10 protein-coding genes are annotated in these 16,694 nt (G+C 59.6%); 5 read left to right on the top strand and 5 right to left on the bottom strand.

Annotated elements, in window-relative coordinates; all coding sequences use genetic code 11:
- Positions 1-162 precede the first annotated feature (162 nt).
- Entirely contained in the window at positions 163-888 is a 726-nt protein-coding gene (locus TBK1r_RS15740) for a two-component system sensor histidine kinase NtrB (protein ID WP_145212416.1), read from the bottom strand.
- Between the two features lie 143 nt (positions 889-1,031).
- Between TBK1r_RS15740 and TBK1r_RS15735 the strand changes: the two genes are divergently transcribed.
- The 4 genes from TBK1r_RS15735 to TBK1r_RS15720 all read left to right on the top strand — a co-directional run bounded on the left by TBK1r_RS15735 (position 1,032) and on the right by TBK1r_RS15720 (position 8,376).
- Positions 1,032-1,571, top strand: a complete 540-nt coding sequence (locus TBK1r_RS15735; RefSeq protein ID WP_145212413.1) for a hypothetical protein — start codon at positions 1,032-1,034, stop codon at positions 1,569-1,571.
- A 211-nt stretch (positions 1,572-1,782) separates the two neighbouring features.
- The gene (locus tag TBK1r_RS15730; protein ID WP_145212410.1) at positions 1,783-3,588 is read left to right on the top strand and encodes an SLC13 family permease; all 1,806 of its coding nucleotides are present in this window, start codon (positions 1,783-1,785) and stop codon (positions 3,586-3,588) included.
- 79 nt (positions 3,589-3,667) lie between these two features.
- Positions 3,668-5,821, top strand: coding sequence for a DUF5722 domain-containing protein (locus tag TBK1r_RS15725; protein ID WP_145212407.1), 2,154 nt, complete (start codon positions 3,668-3,670; stop codon positions 5,819-5,821).
- Positions 5,822-6,918: 1,097 nt separating this feature from the next.
- Positions 6,919-8,376: an IS1380 family transposase gene (locus TBK1r_RS15720; RefSeq protein ID WP_145208447.1), complete on the top strand. Its 1,458-nt coding sequence runs from the start codon at positions 6,919-6,921 to the stop codon at positions 8,374-8,376.
- A 432-nt stretch (positions 8,377-8,808) separates the two neighbouring features.
- Here TBK1r_RS15720 and TBK1r_RS15715 read toward each other — a convergent pair whose 3' ends face one another.
- The 4 genes from TBK1r_RS15715 to TBK1r_RS15700 all read right to left on the bottom strand — a co-directional run bounded on the left by TBK1r_RS15715 (position 8,809) and on the right by TBK1r_RS15700 (position 15,252).
- Complete coding sequence (locus TBK1r_RS15715; RefSeq protein WP_145212404.1) at positions 8,809-9,681, bottom strand: endonuclease/exonuclease/phosphatase family protein; 873 nt, start codon at positions 9,679-9,681, stop codon at positions 8,809-8,811.
- 6 nt (positions 9,682-9,687) lie between these two features.
- Positions 9,688-10,545 carry a hypothetical protein gene (locus TBK1r_RS15710; RefSeq protein WP_145212401.1) on the bottom strand — a complete coding sequence of 286 codons (858 nt, stop codon included), beginning with the start codon at positions 10,543-10,545 and terminating at the stop codon, positions 9,688-9,690.
- A gap of 78 nt (positions 10,546-10,623) precedes the next feature.
- A complete protein-coding gene (locus TBK1r_RS15705; RefSeq protein ID WP_419581388.1) occupies positions 10,624-12,072 on the bottom strand; it encodes a DUF1501 domain-containing protein in 1,449 nt (482 codons plus the stop codon).
- 192 nt (positions 12,073-12,264) lie between these two features.
- Positions 12,265-15,252 (bottom strand): PSD1 and planctomycete cytochrome C domain-containing protein, encoded by a 2,988-nt coding sequence (locus TBK1r_RS15700; protein WP_145212398.1) that lies wholly within the window; start codon positions 15,250-15,252, stop codon positions 12,265-12,267.
- 222 nt (positions 15,253-15,474) lie between these two features.
- Between TBK1r_RS15700 and TBK1r_RS15695 the strand changes: the two genes are divergently transcribed.
- The gene (locus TBK1r_RS15695) at positions 15,475-16,686 is read left to right on the top strand and encodes an MDR family MFS transporter (RefSeq protein ID WP_145212394.1); all 1,212 of its coding nucleotides are present in this window, start codon (positions 15,475-15,477) and stop codon (positions 16,684-16,686) included.
- Positions 16,687-16,694: the final 8 nt, after the last annotated feature.

Below are 16,694 nucleotides of genomic sequence, written 5' to 3'. Positions count from 1 at the left end.
CAAACTATTTCAGCGGACCGAAGAAACAAGCGGCGGTGTTGCGCAAGTCGTTCGGCCGCTATCCGATCGAACCGGTCGTGCCGAATGTCGGGATTGTTCCCGTTTCGAAACCCGCATCGCGTTCATCGTGTCGAGTCACGCTCCACCAACGCCAGGAGCGGGTTAGACGATCCGCTTGAGCACGGGGAATTCGAGCGTGAACTTGGTTCCGCGTCCGACTTCGCTTTGCACGCTGATGCGGCCGCCGTGGGCTTCGATGATTTTCCGGGCGGTCGGCAATCCCAGTCCGCTGCCGCCTTCCTTGGTCGTGTAGAACGGTTCGAACATGTGCATGATGGTGTTGTTGTCCACCCCGCGGCCGCTGTCGATCAGATCCAAGGCGACGCTGGTCTGTGTGGAATAGGTTCGCGCCAACAGCTGTCCGCCGCGGCCGGTCGCTTCGAGGGCGTTTTTGACCAGATTCATCAGGGCGGCTTGCAGCGAGTCGCTGTGCAGCGCGATCGACGGCAGATCGCTGTCCAAATAACGTTTGATCTCGATGCCCCGCTGAGCCGCTTCGGCCTTGTAAGCGCGGAGCACGGTATCGACTTGATCGTTCAGTGATCCGGAAACCAGATCGATGTCTCTGAGCCGAGCGTAACGCAGGAAATCACGCAGCAAGCCCTGCATCCGCTCGCACTGTTCACGCACGATATTGACCCGTTCGATCGACCGTCGGCTTTGCGGCGAATTCCAATCGGCCAAGTCTTCGCTCAGCAGGTCGATGTTCATGTGAATCACCGACAACGGATTCTTGATCTCGTGGGCGAGCGATCCGGCGAGTTCGGCGAGCTCTTCGTACTGAGCCCGCAATGCGTCGATGGGGGAGGTTTTCTCGTTGGAAGTCATTGCTGGCGGTCAGGGGCGAGGTCAATCGATGGGTGCGATGGTGGCGACCTTCGTCGGTGTCAGGTACGATTGTAACGATGGTCCCACTGCCAGATAGTCGGCGATGGATGCGGCCTGCCGTTTTACGCCGGCATTGAAGTGCGATGAACGATCTTGATGGCCAACCGCCCCCGCTGAATCCGTTTGCTCCGACCTCCCATCTCGGTTCGGTCGACTTTAACGAGGCGACATCGGGGGCCGCGGAGTTCTCGAATCTTCGCATCATTCTCTCGGTCATCGCCGCCGTGACGGGCTCGGGAGGGCTGTTCGGGGTCGTGCTCTCGGCGGTCGCCGTCGGATCGATCCAGTTGTTCGGTGGGATGTCGGAATTCGGTACCGATGTGCTGCCGCTTCTTTGGGCGGTTGCATTTGCGACGGCCGCCGGGCTGGTCATCGCCGGCGTCGGCTCGGCGATCTTGGTGCCGGTTTGTTTTTTGTTCGCCAGCGGCCTGAGACCGTCCGGAACGCCGCATTGGGATCGCAGATCGATCAACAAGTTTGGGGCCGTCTGCGGATTCCTCAGCGGCTGGATCCCGACGATTCTGCTGGTCGGAGCTGGGGCATCGAGCGTCTTGGTGGGGCTGATCCCGGCCGGATTTGCCGTGGTGGTGGCCCCGTTGCTGTTGCGCCGGCTGCTTCGCTAGTGTGTTGTCGAATGTTCGGAAAAGGGGTCAGGTACCAAAAATGCGAAGCACCCTTGGGCCATTTGGTTTTTGGTGCCTGACCCCTTTTCCGCTCGCCCCTGGCGGGAGGCGAATCCGAACCCCATCTGAACATCGGGCGTCTGAGTGATTATCGTTTCACTTCTCCGCCTGTTCCCTTTCCCCGTCGTTCCACCCCATTGTCAGCCGGTCCATGATCTGGGAAGCCTGGTTATCGCTCGCCGTTTCGCTCGGACTGCTGGCCAGTTTGGCAACCCGGATCGCATCTACCGACCTGTTGGCGATGGTGTTTTTAGCTGTCTTGGTGATTGTCCAAGACTTGACCGGAACGCCCAACTTGCCCAGTCCTGCCGAAGCGGTGCTGGGATTTGGCAATCAGGGACTGTTGACGATCGCGTTGTTGTTTGCCGTGGTCGCGGGATTGGAAATGACCGGGGGCACGAAATTGGCGACCGGCTGGTTTCTCGATCGCGCGAAAACCTTTCGCGATGCGCAGTTGCGGATCCTGCTGCCCGTCGCGATCTGCAGCGGATTCTTGAACAACACGCCGGTCGTCGCAGCGCTGATGCCGATCGTCGATGACGTCTGCAAACGGCTGGGGGCCAGCGCCAGTCGGTTGCTGTTGCCGCTCTCCTACGCCGCAATCCTGGGCGGGATGTGCACCGTGATGGGGACCAGCACGAATCTGATCGTGCGTGAGGAATTCAAGGCCAAGTATGACGGCGAGATCAGTTTCTTTGCTCCGGCCGTGGTCGGTGTCCCCGCCGCGATTCTAGGCGTCGGCTACATGATTCTGTTTTCGACCAAGTTGATTCCCGCGCGGAAAGCTGCCGTCAGCGCCAGCGACGATCCCAAACAATACACCGTCGAAATGCAGGTCGATCCCCACGGACCGTTGATCGGCAAAACGATTCAGGACGCGGGACTGCGTAGTCTGCCGGGGCTGTACGTCGCCGAGATCCAGCGCGGCGACTCGGTCATCCCGGCCAAGCCGAACGAAAAACTGCAAGCCGACGACGCGTTGATTTTGGTCGGCGCGTTGGAGTCGGTGGTCGACTTGAGAAAGATCCGCGGTCTGCTGACTCCGGACGACCAAGGTCGCAAATTGGAAGTCCCCGCTTGGCGTCGGACACTGATCGAAGCGGTCGTCAGCCCCCGCTGCTCGCTGTTGGGCAAAACGATTCGCGAAGGACGTTTCCGCAGCAATTACAACGCAGCGGTGGTCGCCGTCGCGCGCGGCGATCGTCGGCTGACGGGCAAAATCGGCGACGTCGAATTGGAAACCGGTGACGTGCTGTTGCTCGAAGCCTCGCCGTCGTTTCTGCACCGGGCCAAAGAACTCCGCGATTTTTATCTGGTCAGCCGAGTCGGCTCGGATGTCATCCGCCGCCACGATCGGGCGTGGTATGCGATCGTCATTATGGTTGCGATGGTGTTGATTGCGGCGCTGAAGATCGCATCGATCTTGACCGCCGCGATGGCCGCGGCGCTGGCGATGATCCTGTTCCGATGCTGCACCGCAAGCGAAGCGAGACGCTCGGTCGACTGGAGCATTCTGATTGTGATCGGAGCGACCCTCGGGATCGGCACGTCACTGGAGACCAGCGGTGCCGCCCAGGCGATCGCGGTCGAGATGATCAACCTGGCCGGCGGCGACCCCTGGTTAAGCCTGGCGTTGGTGTACCTGGTCACGATGCTGTGCACCGAATTGATCACCAACACGGCTGCGGGGCTGATCATGTTGACGATCGCCATCGGAGCCGCCGGGACGCTGGGGGTCAGCGAAGTGCCGTTTGTGATCACCGTGATGATCGCGGCCTCGGCAAGTTTCCTGACCCCGTTCGGTTATCAAACCAATTTGATGGTTTACACCGTCGGCGGTTATCGCGCAAGTGATTACTTGCGTTTCGGGTTGCCCCTGTCGCTGATCGTGTTTGCCGTCTCGATGATCGTGATCCCGATCGCGTTCCCGTTTGCTGTGCCGCCGGCGCTGCAATAGTGCTCCGTCAGCCTGTCACTTGCGGACCGATGAAACGATGATTGGGCCCACCGTTAGCTCCCTCCTTCCGTTGATTTCCATGTTTCGCCATTTCGTCTGGATGTATTGGCTGGTCATCAGCCCCTTGTTTTTGTGTCATTGCCTGGCTGACGAAGGTGGCCGAATCGAGACGGGGGCGTCAACGATTGCGGACGAGTATCCGTTGGATTGGTCCGGCGTCGGCGACCAAGCCAACCAGCTCCGCGTGTCGCAGCGTGACGGCGTGGTTTCGTTCGTTGCCTTGGGAAACGATCCGTACTTTCGTTTCGAATTGCCCCGGTTGCCGGCGACCGAGCGAGACTGGATCCTGGAACTGGAATACTTCTGCCCCGACGGGATTCGGGGAATCCAGTGGCGAAGCGGACGCGGGATTCATCGGCCCGCCGCCACCGCGCTGCCGTCAATGCCCAGCGCCGAGGGCTGGACGAAGTACTCGTTCTCGCTCAACGCACTGGCGCCCGATGTGATCGGTAGCGATGCCGAAGTTCCGGTCCGCATCGATTGGGGCAGTCGATCGGGGGTTCAGTTGCAAGTGCGCGGCGTCGTCGTTCGACCCATGAACGACGTGGAACTCCGGCAACGCGACGAAGCCGCCCAACGGCAGTTGCAAAAGACGGCATTGGCCGAACGGATCAACGATTATCGGTCCCGTCACTGGCCGGCGAAGACTGATTCGATCGACTTTGACGGCGAGCGGATTCAGGTGGCGGGAACCCTTTCGCCATCCACGGTGGTTCGCTCGGCGTTTTTGATCGCGCGGCATCCCGATTCAGTTTCCGCCGATCCGCCGACGACCGCAGAGCTGTCGCAGCGCTGGCCGGTCACCATCGATCAGGACGGCCGGCGATGGACGGCGCGGATTGATTCACCGGTTGGCTCTTCCTGGTTGGACGCGGGGGTTCGGTTTCAATTGTTTCAACAAACCGACAATGCGACCACGTCTACACCGACGCCGATTTCTGCAGCCCGATATCGTGACCTGAATCCAGACGCCGCCGTCCCGCCAGCCAAGACACTTTCAGCCGCCAAGGGATTGACGTGTATTACCTCGCGGTTCTCGCCGGATCAACTTCGCGCGCTCGGGATCCAACATGCCTCGGTCAACATCGTCGTCAGCGGATTGGTCAGCGAAACGGCGCGTCCCGGTTGGGAACCGTTCGACATCAAGGGGCGGACTTGGTGGAGCAACCAATCGCGACTGCGGCAACAAGACCGTGACATTCGAACCGCGACCGACGCCGGCGCCGTCGTTGCGGGAATCTTGCTGATCCCGACCTCGTCACGTGGACGGTCCCCGATCGCCCACCCCGAATCGACAGACGCCGGCACCTATGCGATGCCGAACTTGACCGATTCTCAAGCCGTCGCACGCTACGTTGCCGCATTGCATCTGCTCGGTCAACGTTACAGCGGGCTGCATCCCGAACACGGCCGGGTCGATCACTGGATCGTGCACAACGAAGTCGACTATGGATGGCAGTGGACCAACATGGGCGAGCAACCCCTGGAGATCTTTTTGGATCACTACGTCCGGTCGATACGGTTGGTCGATGCGGCGACCCGTCCATTCAATCCCCATGCCCGCGCGTTCATTTCCTTGACCCACCGCTGGAACACGACCGACAACCAGCACTGGAAAACGTATGCGCCCAAAGCGATGTTGGAGCGATTGATCCAGGACAGCCGACTCGAAGGCGACTTTCCTTGGGGCGTTGCGTACCATCCTTACCCGCAGAGCCTGTGGAAGGCCGATTTCTGGAACGACACGCAGGTGTCCGACGATCTTGAGACCCGATTGATCACGATCAAGAACTTGCAGGTTCTCGACCGATTCATGCACCTGCCAACGAGCCGAACGGTCGACGGAAGCGTCCGCCCGGTGATCTGCAGCGAGCAGGGATTTCACGCCGACGAGGATGATCCAAAACAGCTCCGCACCCAGGCCGCCGCGCTGCTGCTGACTTGGAAGAAACTCCGCCAATGTCCCTCCATCATCGCCTTTGATTACCACCGACCCAGTGACCATCCCGACGAAGGAGGGCTGCGATTGGGGCTGCGTGGTTTGCCGAGTCAAGCGAACCCGCTGGGCGCGGAAAAGCCCGCCTGGGACGTTTTCTCAGCCATCGGAACCGACCGCGAGGCGGAGATGATCCGCCGTTACCAGTCGGAGTGGGAAGGGGACGTGGGGGAGTGAGAGTTGGTGTGCAGGCTTCAGCCGCCCCGTCTTGCTGCTCCGCAGCGCGTGGGGATGCGCCTAAAGGCTGGACACCAACGGTTGCTGGTGTGCAGGCTTTAGCCGCCCATCTTGCTGCTTCGCAGCGCGTGGGGATGCGCCTCAAGGCTGGACACCAACGGTTGCTGGTGTGCAGGCTTTAGCCGCCCATCTTGCTGCTTCGCAACGCGTGGGGATGCGCCTCAAGGCTGGACACCAACATGCGCTGGTGTGCAGGCTTCAGCCGCCCGTCTTGCTGCTCCGCAGCGCGTGGGGATGCGCCTGAAGGCTGGACACCAACGGTTGCTGGTGTGCAGGCTTTAGCCGCCCATCTTGCTGCTTCGCAGCGCGTGGGGATGCGCCTGAAGGCTGGACACCAACGCTTGCTGGTGTGCAGGCTTTAGCCGTCCCGTCTTGCTGCTTCGCAGCGCGTGAGGATGCGCCTGAAGGCTGGACACCAACGGTTGCTGGTGTGCAGGCTTTAGCCGTCCCGTCTTGCTGCTTCGCAGCGCGTGGGGATGCGCCTAAAGGCTGGACACCAACGGTTGCTGGTGTGCAGGCTTTAGCCGCCCCGTCTTGCTGCTTCGCAGCGCGTGGGGATGCGCCTGAAGGCTGGACACCAACGGTTGCTGGTGTGCAGGCTTTAGCCGCCCATCTTGCTGCTTCGCAGCGCGTGGGGATGCGCCTAAAGGCTGGACACCAACGTGTGCTGGTGTGCAGGCTTTAGCCGCTCCGTCTTGCTGCTTCGCAGCGCGTGGGGATGCGCCTGAAGGCTGGACACCAATGGTGGCTGGTGTGCAGGCTTTAGCCGCCCATCTTGCTGCTTCGCAGCGCGTGGGGATGCGCCTGAAGGCTGGACACCAATGGTGGCTGGTGTGCAGGCTTTAGCCGTCCCGCCTTGCTGCTTCGCAGCGCGTGGGGATGCGCCTAAAGGCTGGACACCAACGGTTGCTGGTGTGCAGGCTTTAGCCCGGATATTGCATCCGCTTATTCGACTGCCCCTATAGCGCGAAAGCCTTAGTTCGTGTATCTATTGGAGTTACGACACTTCATAGACCACAAAACCAAGGCTTTCGGCAATGACAAAGCGTAAACGAAATCGTCCCGCATTGAAACGCCTCAGAAGGCAGGCCGTTGAGGTAGATTTCGACGGCGGATCGCTCACTTCCGATGGGGGCCTCGTCCTGCTTCGCGAAGTCGACAAAAAGCTCAATTTGATCAAGCGGATCGACCAAGCGATTCACGACCCGCGTGATCCGATTCACACCGTTCATTCTCAAGCGGAAATCCTTATCAGTCGAATCTTTGCGATCGCGGCCGGATACGAAGACGCAAACGATCAACAGCAGCTTCGCGATGATGCCGCCTTTCAAGTCGCCGCCGGACGGCCCCCTCGAATCAATGACAGGTCGGATGACGATTGGGATCCCACTCTGGCGAGCCCCTCGACTCATTCCCGATTTGAAAACCGAATCACCAAAAAAGAACTCTTCGAACTCAGCAAGATCCTCGTCGACATTTTTCTTGACAGCTTCGACACCCCGCCTGATGAAATCACACTCGATCTAGACGCAACGGACGACAAGGTACACGGCGATCAAGATAAAAAGGCTTTCAATGCCTACTACGACAGCTATTGCTTCCAACCTCTGTACGTGTTTTGCGGCGACCAACTTCTCGTCTCGTATCTTCGTCCAGCCAACCTCGGTGATGGCCATCACGCACGCGGAATCACAAAATTGCTTGTCGCAAGGATCCGCCAACGATGGCCTCGGGTCAAAATCACCCTTCGTGGTGACGGAGGTTTTGCGATCGAACGCCTCATGCGCTGGTGCGACAAAAACGATGTCCACTACGTCTTTGGTTTACCCAAGAATAAGGTTTTGGTCAAGCAAATTGCCTGCGAAATGACTCGCGCAAGAGTCGAGAGATTCCACCGTGGTGGCAAACAAGCCTTTTACAAGTGGTTTCGCTATCGCACCGGCAGGACGTGGGACCGCCATCGCTGGGTGGTCGGCAAAGCAGAGTATACCGCCAAAGGCCCCAATCCTCGCTTCGTCGTAACAAACTGTTTCTCAAGTGACGACATTGTCGACACGACCTACCATCGACCGATGGTCGATGGCAAAAGGCAGCCGCTACAAGTTAAGACTCCAGGGACATGGTGCTCTGTCGCTTATGACCCGGAGAAGTTTTATCGAGAGCACTACTGCATGCGTGGCGAGATGGAGAATCGGATCAAAGAGCAACAGCTTTGTCTGTTCGCTGATCGCACCAGTTGCACCCGTTTTATTGCCAATCAGTTCCGCGTGATGCTTTCATCATTTGCTTACGTTCTACTCGATGGGTTGCGTCGCCTGGGCCTGAGTGGAACGAAACAGAGTCGTCTACGTGTGGACACGATTCGATTGCGACTGTTGAAAATAGCAGCCCGAGTTCGAGTGACTTGTCGTCGGGTGGTATTTCATCTTTGCAGCCATTGCCCCTGGGAACCGCTGTTCAATCAGGTGCTGGCACGTCTGTGCCGTAGCGATTAGCCACTCCCATCGCATCGTGTGGCACCGCGCAGCGACTTCCGGTCGTCTGGGGGTAGGGGGCCCTCTGCCCGCAGCGAATCGATTGCAGCAAAAACCGGCTATCGTGGACAGCCTCGCCGTAACTCAGTCTAAAATCAGAGTCAACCAGTCAGCGGATGCAATATCCGGGTTAGCCGCCCATCTTGCTGCTCCGCAGCGCGTGGGGATGCGCCTGAAGGCTGGACACCAATGGTGGCTGGTGTGCAGGCTTTAGCCGTCCCGCCTTGCTGCTTCGCAGCGCGTGGGGATGCGCCTGAAGGCTGGACACCAACGGTTGCTGGTGTGCAGGCTTTAGCCGCCCATCTTGCTGCTTCGCAGCGCGTGGGGATGCGCCTGAAGGCTGGACACCAACGTGCGCATGCCACTGTCAAAGCCGAACGTGACCCCACCGATTTACTCGGCGAGTGAAACGACCACCTGTACCGGCAAGTGATCACTCGCGAAACGCCCCTGGTCGGTCTTGGGGTTGTCAACGGCTAACTGCAGCACCTCGACCGAGCGGACGAAGATGTGGTCGATGATGCGGTCGGGCGCGATCTTGCTGAAGCCGTTCCAGGTGCTGGTCGGTCCGGTCGGTTTGGACTTGCTGGCCTGTCGCGCATCGGTAAACGCCGAAACAATTGCGTTGTATGGCTCCGAACCGATCAGGCAATTGAAGTCGCCCATCAGAAGGATCGGCAGTTCTTGAGGCAACTTGCCCAGACGCTCGGCCAACAGTTTCCCACTTTCGGCCCGCGCTTTTGCGCCTCGATGATCGAAGTGGGTGTTTGCGACATACAACTCGGCGCCATTTCGTCGGTCACGAAAATGAATCCAGGTGCAGGTCCGTGGCAGTGCCGCGTCCCAGCCTTTGACACCGACCGCTTCGGGAGTCTCGCTCAGCCAAAACGTTCCCTTGTCGAGCACTTCGAACTTGTCTTGACGATAAAAGATCGGCGCGTGCTCCCCGCCGCTTTTCCCATCGTGGCGACCGACGCCGTAGGAATCAAAGTCTGACAAGCCTGCTCGCAATTGGGCGAACTGGGGTTCGGTGACTTCTTGCAACCCGATGATGTCGTTGCCGCGACAGTACTCAATCACGAACTCTTGGCGATTGGGCCAAACGTCATCCCCATCGTTCGGGTTGGCAAAGCGGATGTTGTAGGTCGCGACCTTCACCTGCTGCGTGGCCCGGTCGGCGGCGTCGGGGACTTGGGCAACCGCGGGAGCGATCAGAGACAGGAAGAACGAAGCAAACAGAGACACGAACAACGGTGGGCGAAACATGGTGGGCTACAACGATTCGGGAAAATCAGTTTGAAACCGCCGGATCAACGCTTGCGTGTCCGCCGGTACGACGTACAGCTTACCTCGAATGTGTTTCGTCTGCCCCGGCGCCAAACCGCCGATGCGAAAATCGTTGTGCATGCAGGTGATCACGCCTTGAAAGATCTCCTGGTAGGGGTGCCAGGCGACCGCCAAAATCATTTTCTCGTCGGCGGAGTAGCATCCGGTCAGGCCGCTGGAGGGAACGACATCACTGAGCGGGCGCGGATTGACGTCGTCGCGGTCGACGTGTTCGGGGGCGTAGACTTGGCCGGGAACGTAGCGCGCCTTGAGCGCCCATGGTGATGTCGGAAGTCGGGTCAGTGTTCCGTCGACGATCAGGAAACACTTCCTGATGTAAGGCGGATAGATGTCGCGGGCGTTGCCAGGATCTGCGCCGGTGAAACGGTCCACCCGCATGCAGGGTTGTGCCCAATGGGCCTCGGATGCTTTGTCGGTCGGGTTGGTCGCCGTCAATTCAAACGTCACTTCGTCTTCGCCGGCCAGGATCACGTGGTCGACGATCACGCCGTCGACGAGTGTGTCACGAATTTCGATTCGTTTGCGATCCGGCGTCGCCTTGATCAATTCACTGGTGTGCTTGATCACTGTTTCACTCCAGTCTCGATCGGTCGATCCGGGACGGCAATAAGCTTCCAGATAGTGTGTGCGAATGAAGTCGCCGGGGAGGTTTGGCCCGTGGACGTCCAGATAACGGCCATTCCATTGGATCGTCAGCCCGGTCGCGGGGGACTCAGCCCGGATCGTGACTGCGGGGGTGGTCATCGAAAACAACGCAAGGCCGACAAGTAGAATCCGTGTCATGGCGAATTGCCTGGGTGTGAGAGGGTGAACGCGATCGCGTCGATGATGAACCAAGTCAGCGATCGACAGGCTGAGGTCTTATCCGAGGATGGGTTCGACGATCTCTCCGTGAACGTCGGTCAAACGAAAACGTCGGCCTTGGTAGCGGTAGGTCAATCGTTCGTGGTCGATGCCCAGCAAATGCAGGATGGTGGCTTGGAAATCATGGACGCTGACGCCATCGGCGGCCACGGTAAATCCGAATTCGTCGGACTCCCCATACGTGACGCCGGGCTTGATGCCGCCGCCGGCCATCCACAGTGTGAACACATACGGATGATGGTCGCGGCCCCAACGTTGGGTGTCTTCGATTTTCCCTTGCAAGAATGGAGTGCGGCCGAATTCGCCGCCCCAGATCACCAGCGTGTCATCCAACAACCCACGCTGTTCCAAGTCTTTGACGAGCGCCGCCGAAGGGGCGTCGGTATCACGACATTGAATTTCCAATTGGCTATTCAGGTTTCGATGCTGGTCCCAGCCGGCATGCATCAATTGGATGAATCGGGTACCGCGTTCGGCCAGTCGACGCGCGATCAAACAGTTGTAGGCATACGAGCCCTTGCGTGTGACGTCGGGGCCGTACATCGCAAGCGTCGATTCGGATTCCGTCGACAGATCGGTCAGCTCCGGAACCGAGGCTTGCATGCGATAGGCCATTTCATACTGTTTGATCCGCGTCGCAATTTCCGGATCGCCGACCACATCGAGCTGTCCTTGGTTGAGCACGGCGAGGTCGTCCAACATGCCCCGGCGACGATCACGATTCATCCCGGGCGGATCCGACAGGTACAACACCGGATCGCCGCTGCCACGAAACTTGACGCCTTGGTGCACCGTCGGCAGAAAACCGCTGCCCCAGTAATAGTCGTAAAAGATCTGTCCACACGATGCTTCCTTGTCGCGCGAGGTCATGGCGACAAACGCAGGCAGTTCTTCGGTTTCGCTGCCGAGACCGTAACTGAGCCAAGCCCCCATGCTCGGCCGACCGGGGCGTTCATCGCCGGTCAGAAAATACGTGATCGCAGGAGCGTGATTGACCTGTGTCGTGTGCATCGATTTGATGAAACACAGCTTGTCGGCAATCTTTGCCGTTTCGGGAAGAAAGCTGGAAACCGTCGCTCCGCTTTGCCCGTGACGGGCGAACGTCGTGATCTCCTTCAGACAGGGGCGCGCGGTCTGGCCGCCGGTCATCGTGCTGAATCGGGCGCCGCCGACGACCGAATCCGGGATCTGTTGGCCGTGCAGCTTGGTCAATATCGGTTTGTGATCAAACAGATCGACGTGCGACGGTGCACCGTTCTGGAGCAAATAGATCACCCGCTTTGCCTTGGCCGGATAGTGCGGCAACGTCGGCAATCCGCCCGCACCACTGGCGGCGCGGTTCCCCAACAACGTCGCCAAGGCCGCCAGCCCGACTCCGGTCCCGGCCGAACCGAAGAACTGGCGACGCGTCTGATTCATCGGATGCATGTTAAAGGGCTGTGTCATGGTGCGCGGTTCATAGCGACGGGTGGAACGAATGTGAGCGACCGTTTCGGACTCAAAGGCTGAATGGATCGTAGCGGTAGGTCGCAAGCCCTTCCGGTTTTGCAGCACCGGACGGCTCGCGCCGTTCCGCTAACGTGGGTACTGCAGCACCGGACGGCTCGCGCCGTTGCGCTAAAGTTCACTGACGGCCGCTTACGGTTTCGATAACGTTTCATCCAGGTTCAATAGGATGGAGCAGACGACGGTGTAGGCGGCATGCTCGGCGGGGTCGAGTTGTGGATCACGCGGCGACTGTCCCACCGACAGCAACTGCAACGCGTCTTCGGGGTTGGAGTCAAAATCGAGGCGCAGTTGTTCGACGCGGTTTTTCAAAACCGTCAATTCCCGGTCCTTGGGTTTGCGCGCCGTAGCCAATCGAAACGCATAACCCAAGCGTGCGGTCTGGGACTCTTTTTCCTGAAGCACCCGTTGGGCCATCATCCGGGCCGATTCGACAAACGTGGTCTCGTTGAGTGTCGTTAGTGCGTGCAGCGGCGTGTTGGTCCGGGTCGGTTTGACTTCACACGTTTGCCGTTTGGCTCCGTCAAAAAACATGGTCGGCCCGACGATTCGGCGCCAGAAAATGTACAGGCTGCGGCGGTAAAGTTTTTCGCCGGAGTCGGGGGTGTAGCGGATCTTTCCGAACGTGGCTTCGGCCCAAATGCCCTCGGGTTGGTACGGCTTGACCGCAGGGCCGCCCAGTTCGGGGCTCAACAGGCCGCTGACCGACAATGCCTGATCGCGGAGCATCCAGGAGGGAAGGCGGTAGCGAGGCGCCCTGGCAAACCATTTGTTCTGTGGGTCGGATTGAAGCGATTCCTGGGTGAACTTGGATGATTGTCGATAGGTCGCACTCATCACGATCAGCTTGTGCAGTTGTTTGACGTTCCAGCCGCTTTGGACAAAGTGGGTGGCCAGCCAGTCCAGCAGATCCGGATGGGTCGGGCGATCGCCTTGCAGGCCAAAATCTTCCGTGGATTCGACGATGCCGCGCCCGAAGAACGTTTGCCAATAGCGATTCACGGTCACGCGTGCGGTCAGCGGGTTGGCCGGGGACACCAGCCAGCGGGCGAGCGTCAAACGGTTGCGGGGGGCATCGTCCGGCAACGGCGGAAGCGCCGCCGGCGTGCCGGGTTGCACGGCCACATCGGTCGGCTTGTCGTAGCCCCCGCGTTCCAGGATCAGCGTCTGGCGTTGCCGATCACTCGGCAAGTCATCCATCACCATCACCGTGACCGCTTGTTTGTCCAACGCGGCGAGTTGTTTGTTCAGCTGATCACGCCGCGGCGCAAGCGTCTTCCATTGGGGCCAGTGTTTAGACCGGAAGTGTTCTCGCAAAACGTTGCGCTGATCCGGCGTTTGTTTCTGCGGCTCTGTCTTGACCGCGGCGACCACTTCGGTCGGCAATCCGAAAACCGATTCGCTGGTCTTGTTGAAATAAAAACCGCCGATCCCTCCGGTGTTGACGATCTTGATCAGCAACTCGTTCTCGCCGGGCGCCAGTTCGATCTGCAACCGTTCTTGATCGGCGGCCGCCGCCCTGGCGGTAAAGTTCGCCAGCACTTCTTTGCCACCGAAGAAGACTTTGATGGCGTCGTCGCTGCCGAGAGACAGTTGCAGGGTGCGTTTGGAGGACGAGTCGATCTTGCGATAGAAATACGTCGCGCCGACGGTGTCCGGCAAGGGCTGCACGACGCCGTCTTTGACGTCCGCACGCTTTGTCCATGTGAGTTCGCCGACGGCCGACGTAAGTTCGACACCGGATTCGGGACCGAGATCTTGGTCAAAGGCTCGCCGCCCGTCAGCCGGGATCGGCCCCAATTGCCACCAGGGTCCCAGTTCGGCCGAACCGCTATCGGACGCCAGCTTGGCACGCAATTCGATTTCCCATGCGGCTTGGTCGTTGTCCAAGTCGGGACGCGGTGCGGTTAGTTCGGCTTTAATCGATTGCAGTTCCGCTGCGACGTCGTCTCGTCGCCGACGCTGATCCTCGTCCAGGTAGTTCAGCACCGGCGGCGTCTTGCCGCGACCGCTGCGTCCCGTTTCCGAGGTGTTGTCGAAGAACGCGTAGAACTGAAAGTATTCCTTCAGCGAAATCGGATCGAACTTGTGGTCGTGACAACGACAGCACGTCATCGTCAGACCCAGCCAAACGGTGCCGGTCGTTTCCGCGCGATCGAAGACGTTTTCGACACGCGTCTCTTCGGCGATCCGTCCGCCTTCTCCGTTGAACATGTGATTGCGATTGAACCCCGTCGCTAAAATCTGTTCGGGCGTCGGGTTGTCCAGCAGGTCGCCGGCGAGCATTTCGATCGTGAACTGATCAAAGGGCATGTTGGCGTTGAGCGCATCGACCAACCAATCACGCCACGGCCACATGGTTCGTGTCGGGTCGCCTTGAAAGCCGTCGGTGTCGGCGTAGCGGGCGGCGTCGAGCCAGTCCCACGCCATCCGTTCTGCGTAGCGTGGCGAGGCCAACAGTCGATCGACCAATCGTTCATAGGCGTCATCGGATGGGTCGGCCAAAAACGCGTCGACTTCTTGTGGAGTCGGTGGCAACCCGGTCAAGTCCAAGGTGACGCGGCGAATCAAGGTTTCGCGATCCGCTTCCGCTTGCGGCGAGACTCCCGCCGCGATCGCCCGGGCTCGGATGAACCGATCGATTTCATTTCGTGACCACGACGACGGGTCCTCTGGGACATCGGGCATGTTCGGGGCAACGAACGACCAATGTTCCGACCAAGTGGCACCCGACTGGACCCACGTTTGCAAGATCTTTTTTTCCCGCTCGGTCAAGGTGAGCTTGGAATCCGGCGGCGGCATGACTTCGTCGGGATAACTCGACAGCACTCTCCTCAGCCCTTCACTGTTCTCCGGGTCGTGGGGGACAAAGGCGGCGTACCCGCCCAGATCAGCCCGCGCCCCTTCGACGGTGTCCAACCGCAAGTCCGCTTCACGAGTCGCTTCGTCGGGACCGTGGCACTGGAAACATTTGTCCGAAAGGATCGGGCGGACTTGCGAATCAAAGTCGACATCAGCAGCAGCGACGTGATCAGCAGCACCTCCAAGAACAATGCCGTCAAAAACACCACATAGCGGGGCGAGGAAGGCGACCAGAATCGTGCAGGACAGGCGAGACATGAAAAGACGGCGGGCGTTTCGGGCGGAAGGCGGGGATGGCGTCCATTGTAGCCTGCCAGACCAGCAGATGTTCAGTCGCTACCTTTGCTGCCAAGACTCAGCGGGGCCTGTGCCAGCGGGGCCAGTGCCCGCAGCCAGTCGCGAACCTGGGGGGCCCTAGTCCTGTCCTGTTGGGATCATTTCTGTTTCGACCGGATGGACCTGGCGACGAGGCCGTGACGTATGTTCCGTGATTACCTTCAATTACCCCTACCGGTACGCATCCTATGCTTGGGATCGCTGATCAACCGCGCCGGGTCGTTCGTGTTGGTGTTTCTGTCGATCTATGCGAGCGAACAACTCGGGTTCGGCGTGCCGTTTGCCACCGCGTGTATCGGCGTGTTGGGCTTGGGCTCGATGGCCGGGTCGTTGCTCGGCGGGCATTTGGCTGACAGAGTTGGACGGCGTGGCGTGATGTTGCTGGCGCTGTTCGGTGGCGCCGCGATTCTGTTGTTGCTTTCGACGGTGACGAACCGTTGGTTGTTCATGCTGTCGGTCGGGGTGTTCGCCTTGGTGGCGGACCTGTATCGGCCGGCCGCCGCTGCGATGATCGCGGATCTCGTGTCGATCGATCGCCGACCGCACGCGTTCGCCCTGATGTACATCTCCGTCAATCTGGGGTTTGCCATCGCGCCACCGATCGGTGGGCTGCTGGCCGGTTACTCGTTCGAGTGGCTGTTCTGGATCGATGCCGCTTCGATGATTGCGTACGGCGGGATCATTGCGCTGACGATCGAAGAGACCCATCCGCGTCGAGTGTCTGTCGAAGCGGAACCTTCGCGGTCGCCGCGCGGATCTTGGCTCAGGTCAGTTCGAACGATCGGATTGGATCTTCCGTTCCTGTCGTTTTGTATCTCGACCTTGTTGATCGCGTTGGTGTTTGTGCAAGGTTTGTCCACGTTGCCGATTTACATTCGGCAATTGGGTTACAGCAACCTGCAATTCGGATTGCTGATGTCCGTCAACGGGTTGTTGATCGTGGTCCTTCAACTGCCGCTGACGCATTGGTTGTCACGTTTCAACGCGATGACGATTGTGTTGATCGGCGGCGTGTTGATCTCGATCGGGTTTGGGCTGACGGCCACCGGCAGCGGTCTGGTCTTTGTCGCGGTGTGCATCGCGATTTGGACGTTGGGCGAGATTCTTCAAGCCCCGTTCAACCAGGCGATCGTCACCGACATGGCTCCGGACGAGTTGCGTGGCAGCTATCTGGGGATTTTTACGATGTGCTACGCATCGGCGTTGACGATCGGTGCTCCGATCGGCGGAGCGGTGTTGTACCGTTTCGGGCCGACGGCTCTGTGGACGGGCACGTTTGTCGTCGCGATGATCGCGGTGGCGGTGTACGGCTTGATCTATGCGTCGGTGACGCGTCGTGTGGCCAGGGTGGGGTAGGCAGGCGG

The sequence above is a fragment of the Stieleria magnilauensis genome, from assembly GCA_007753675.1.
Lineage (GTDB): Bacteria > Planctomycetota > Planctomycetia > Pirellulales > Pirellulaceae > Stieleria > Stieleria magnilauensis.
Note: the sequence above shows the minus strand (reverse complement) of the source record. Positions and strands in the feature narration are given on the sequence as shown.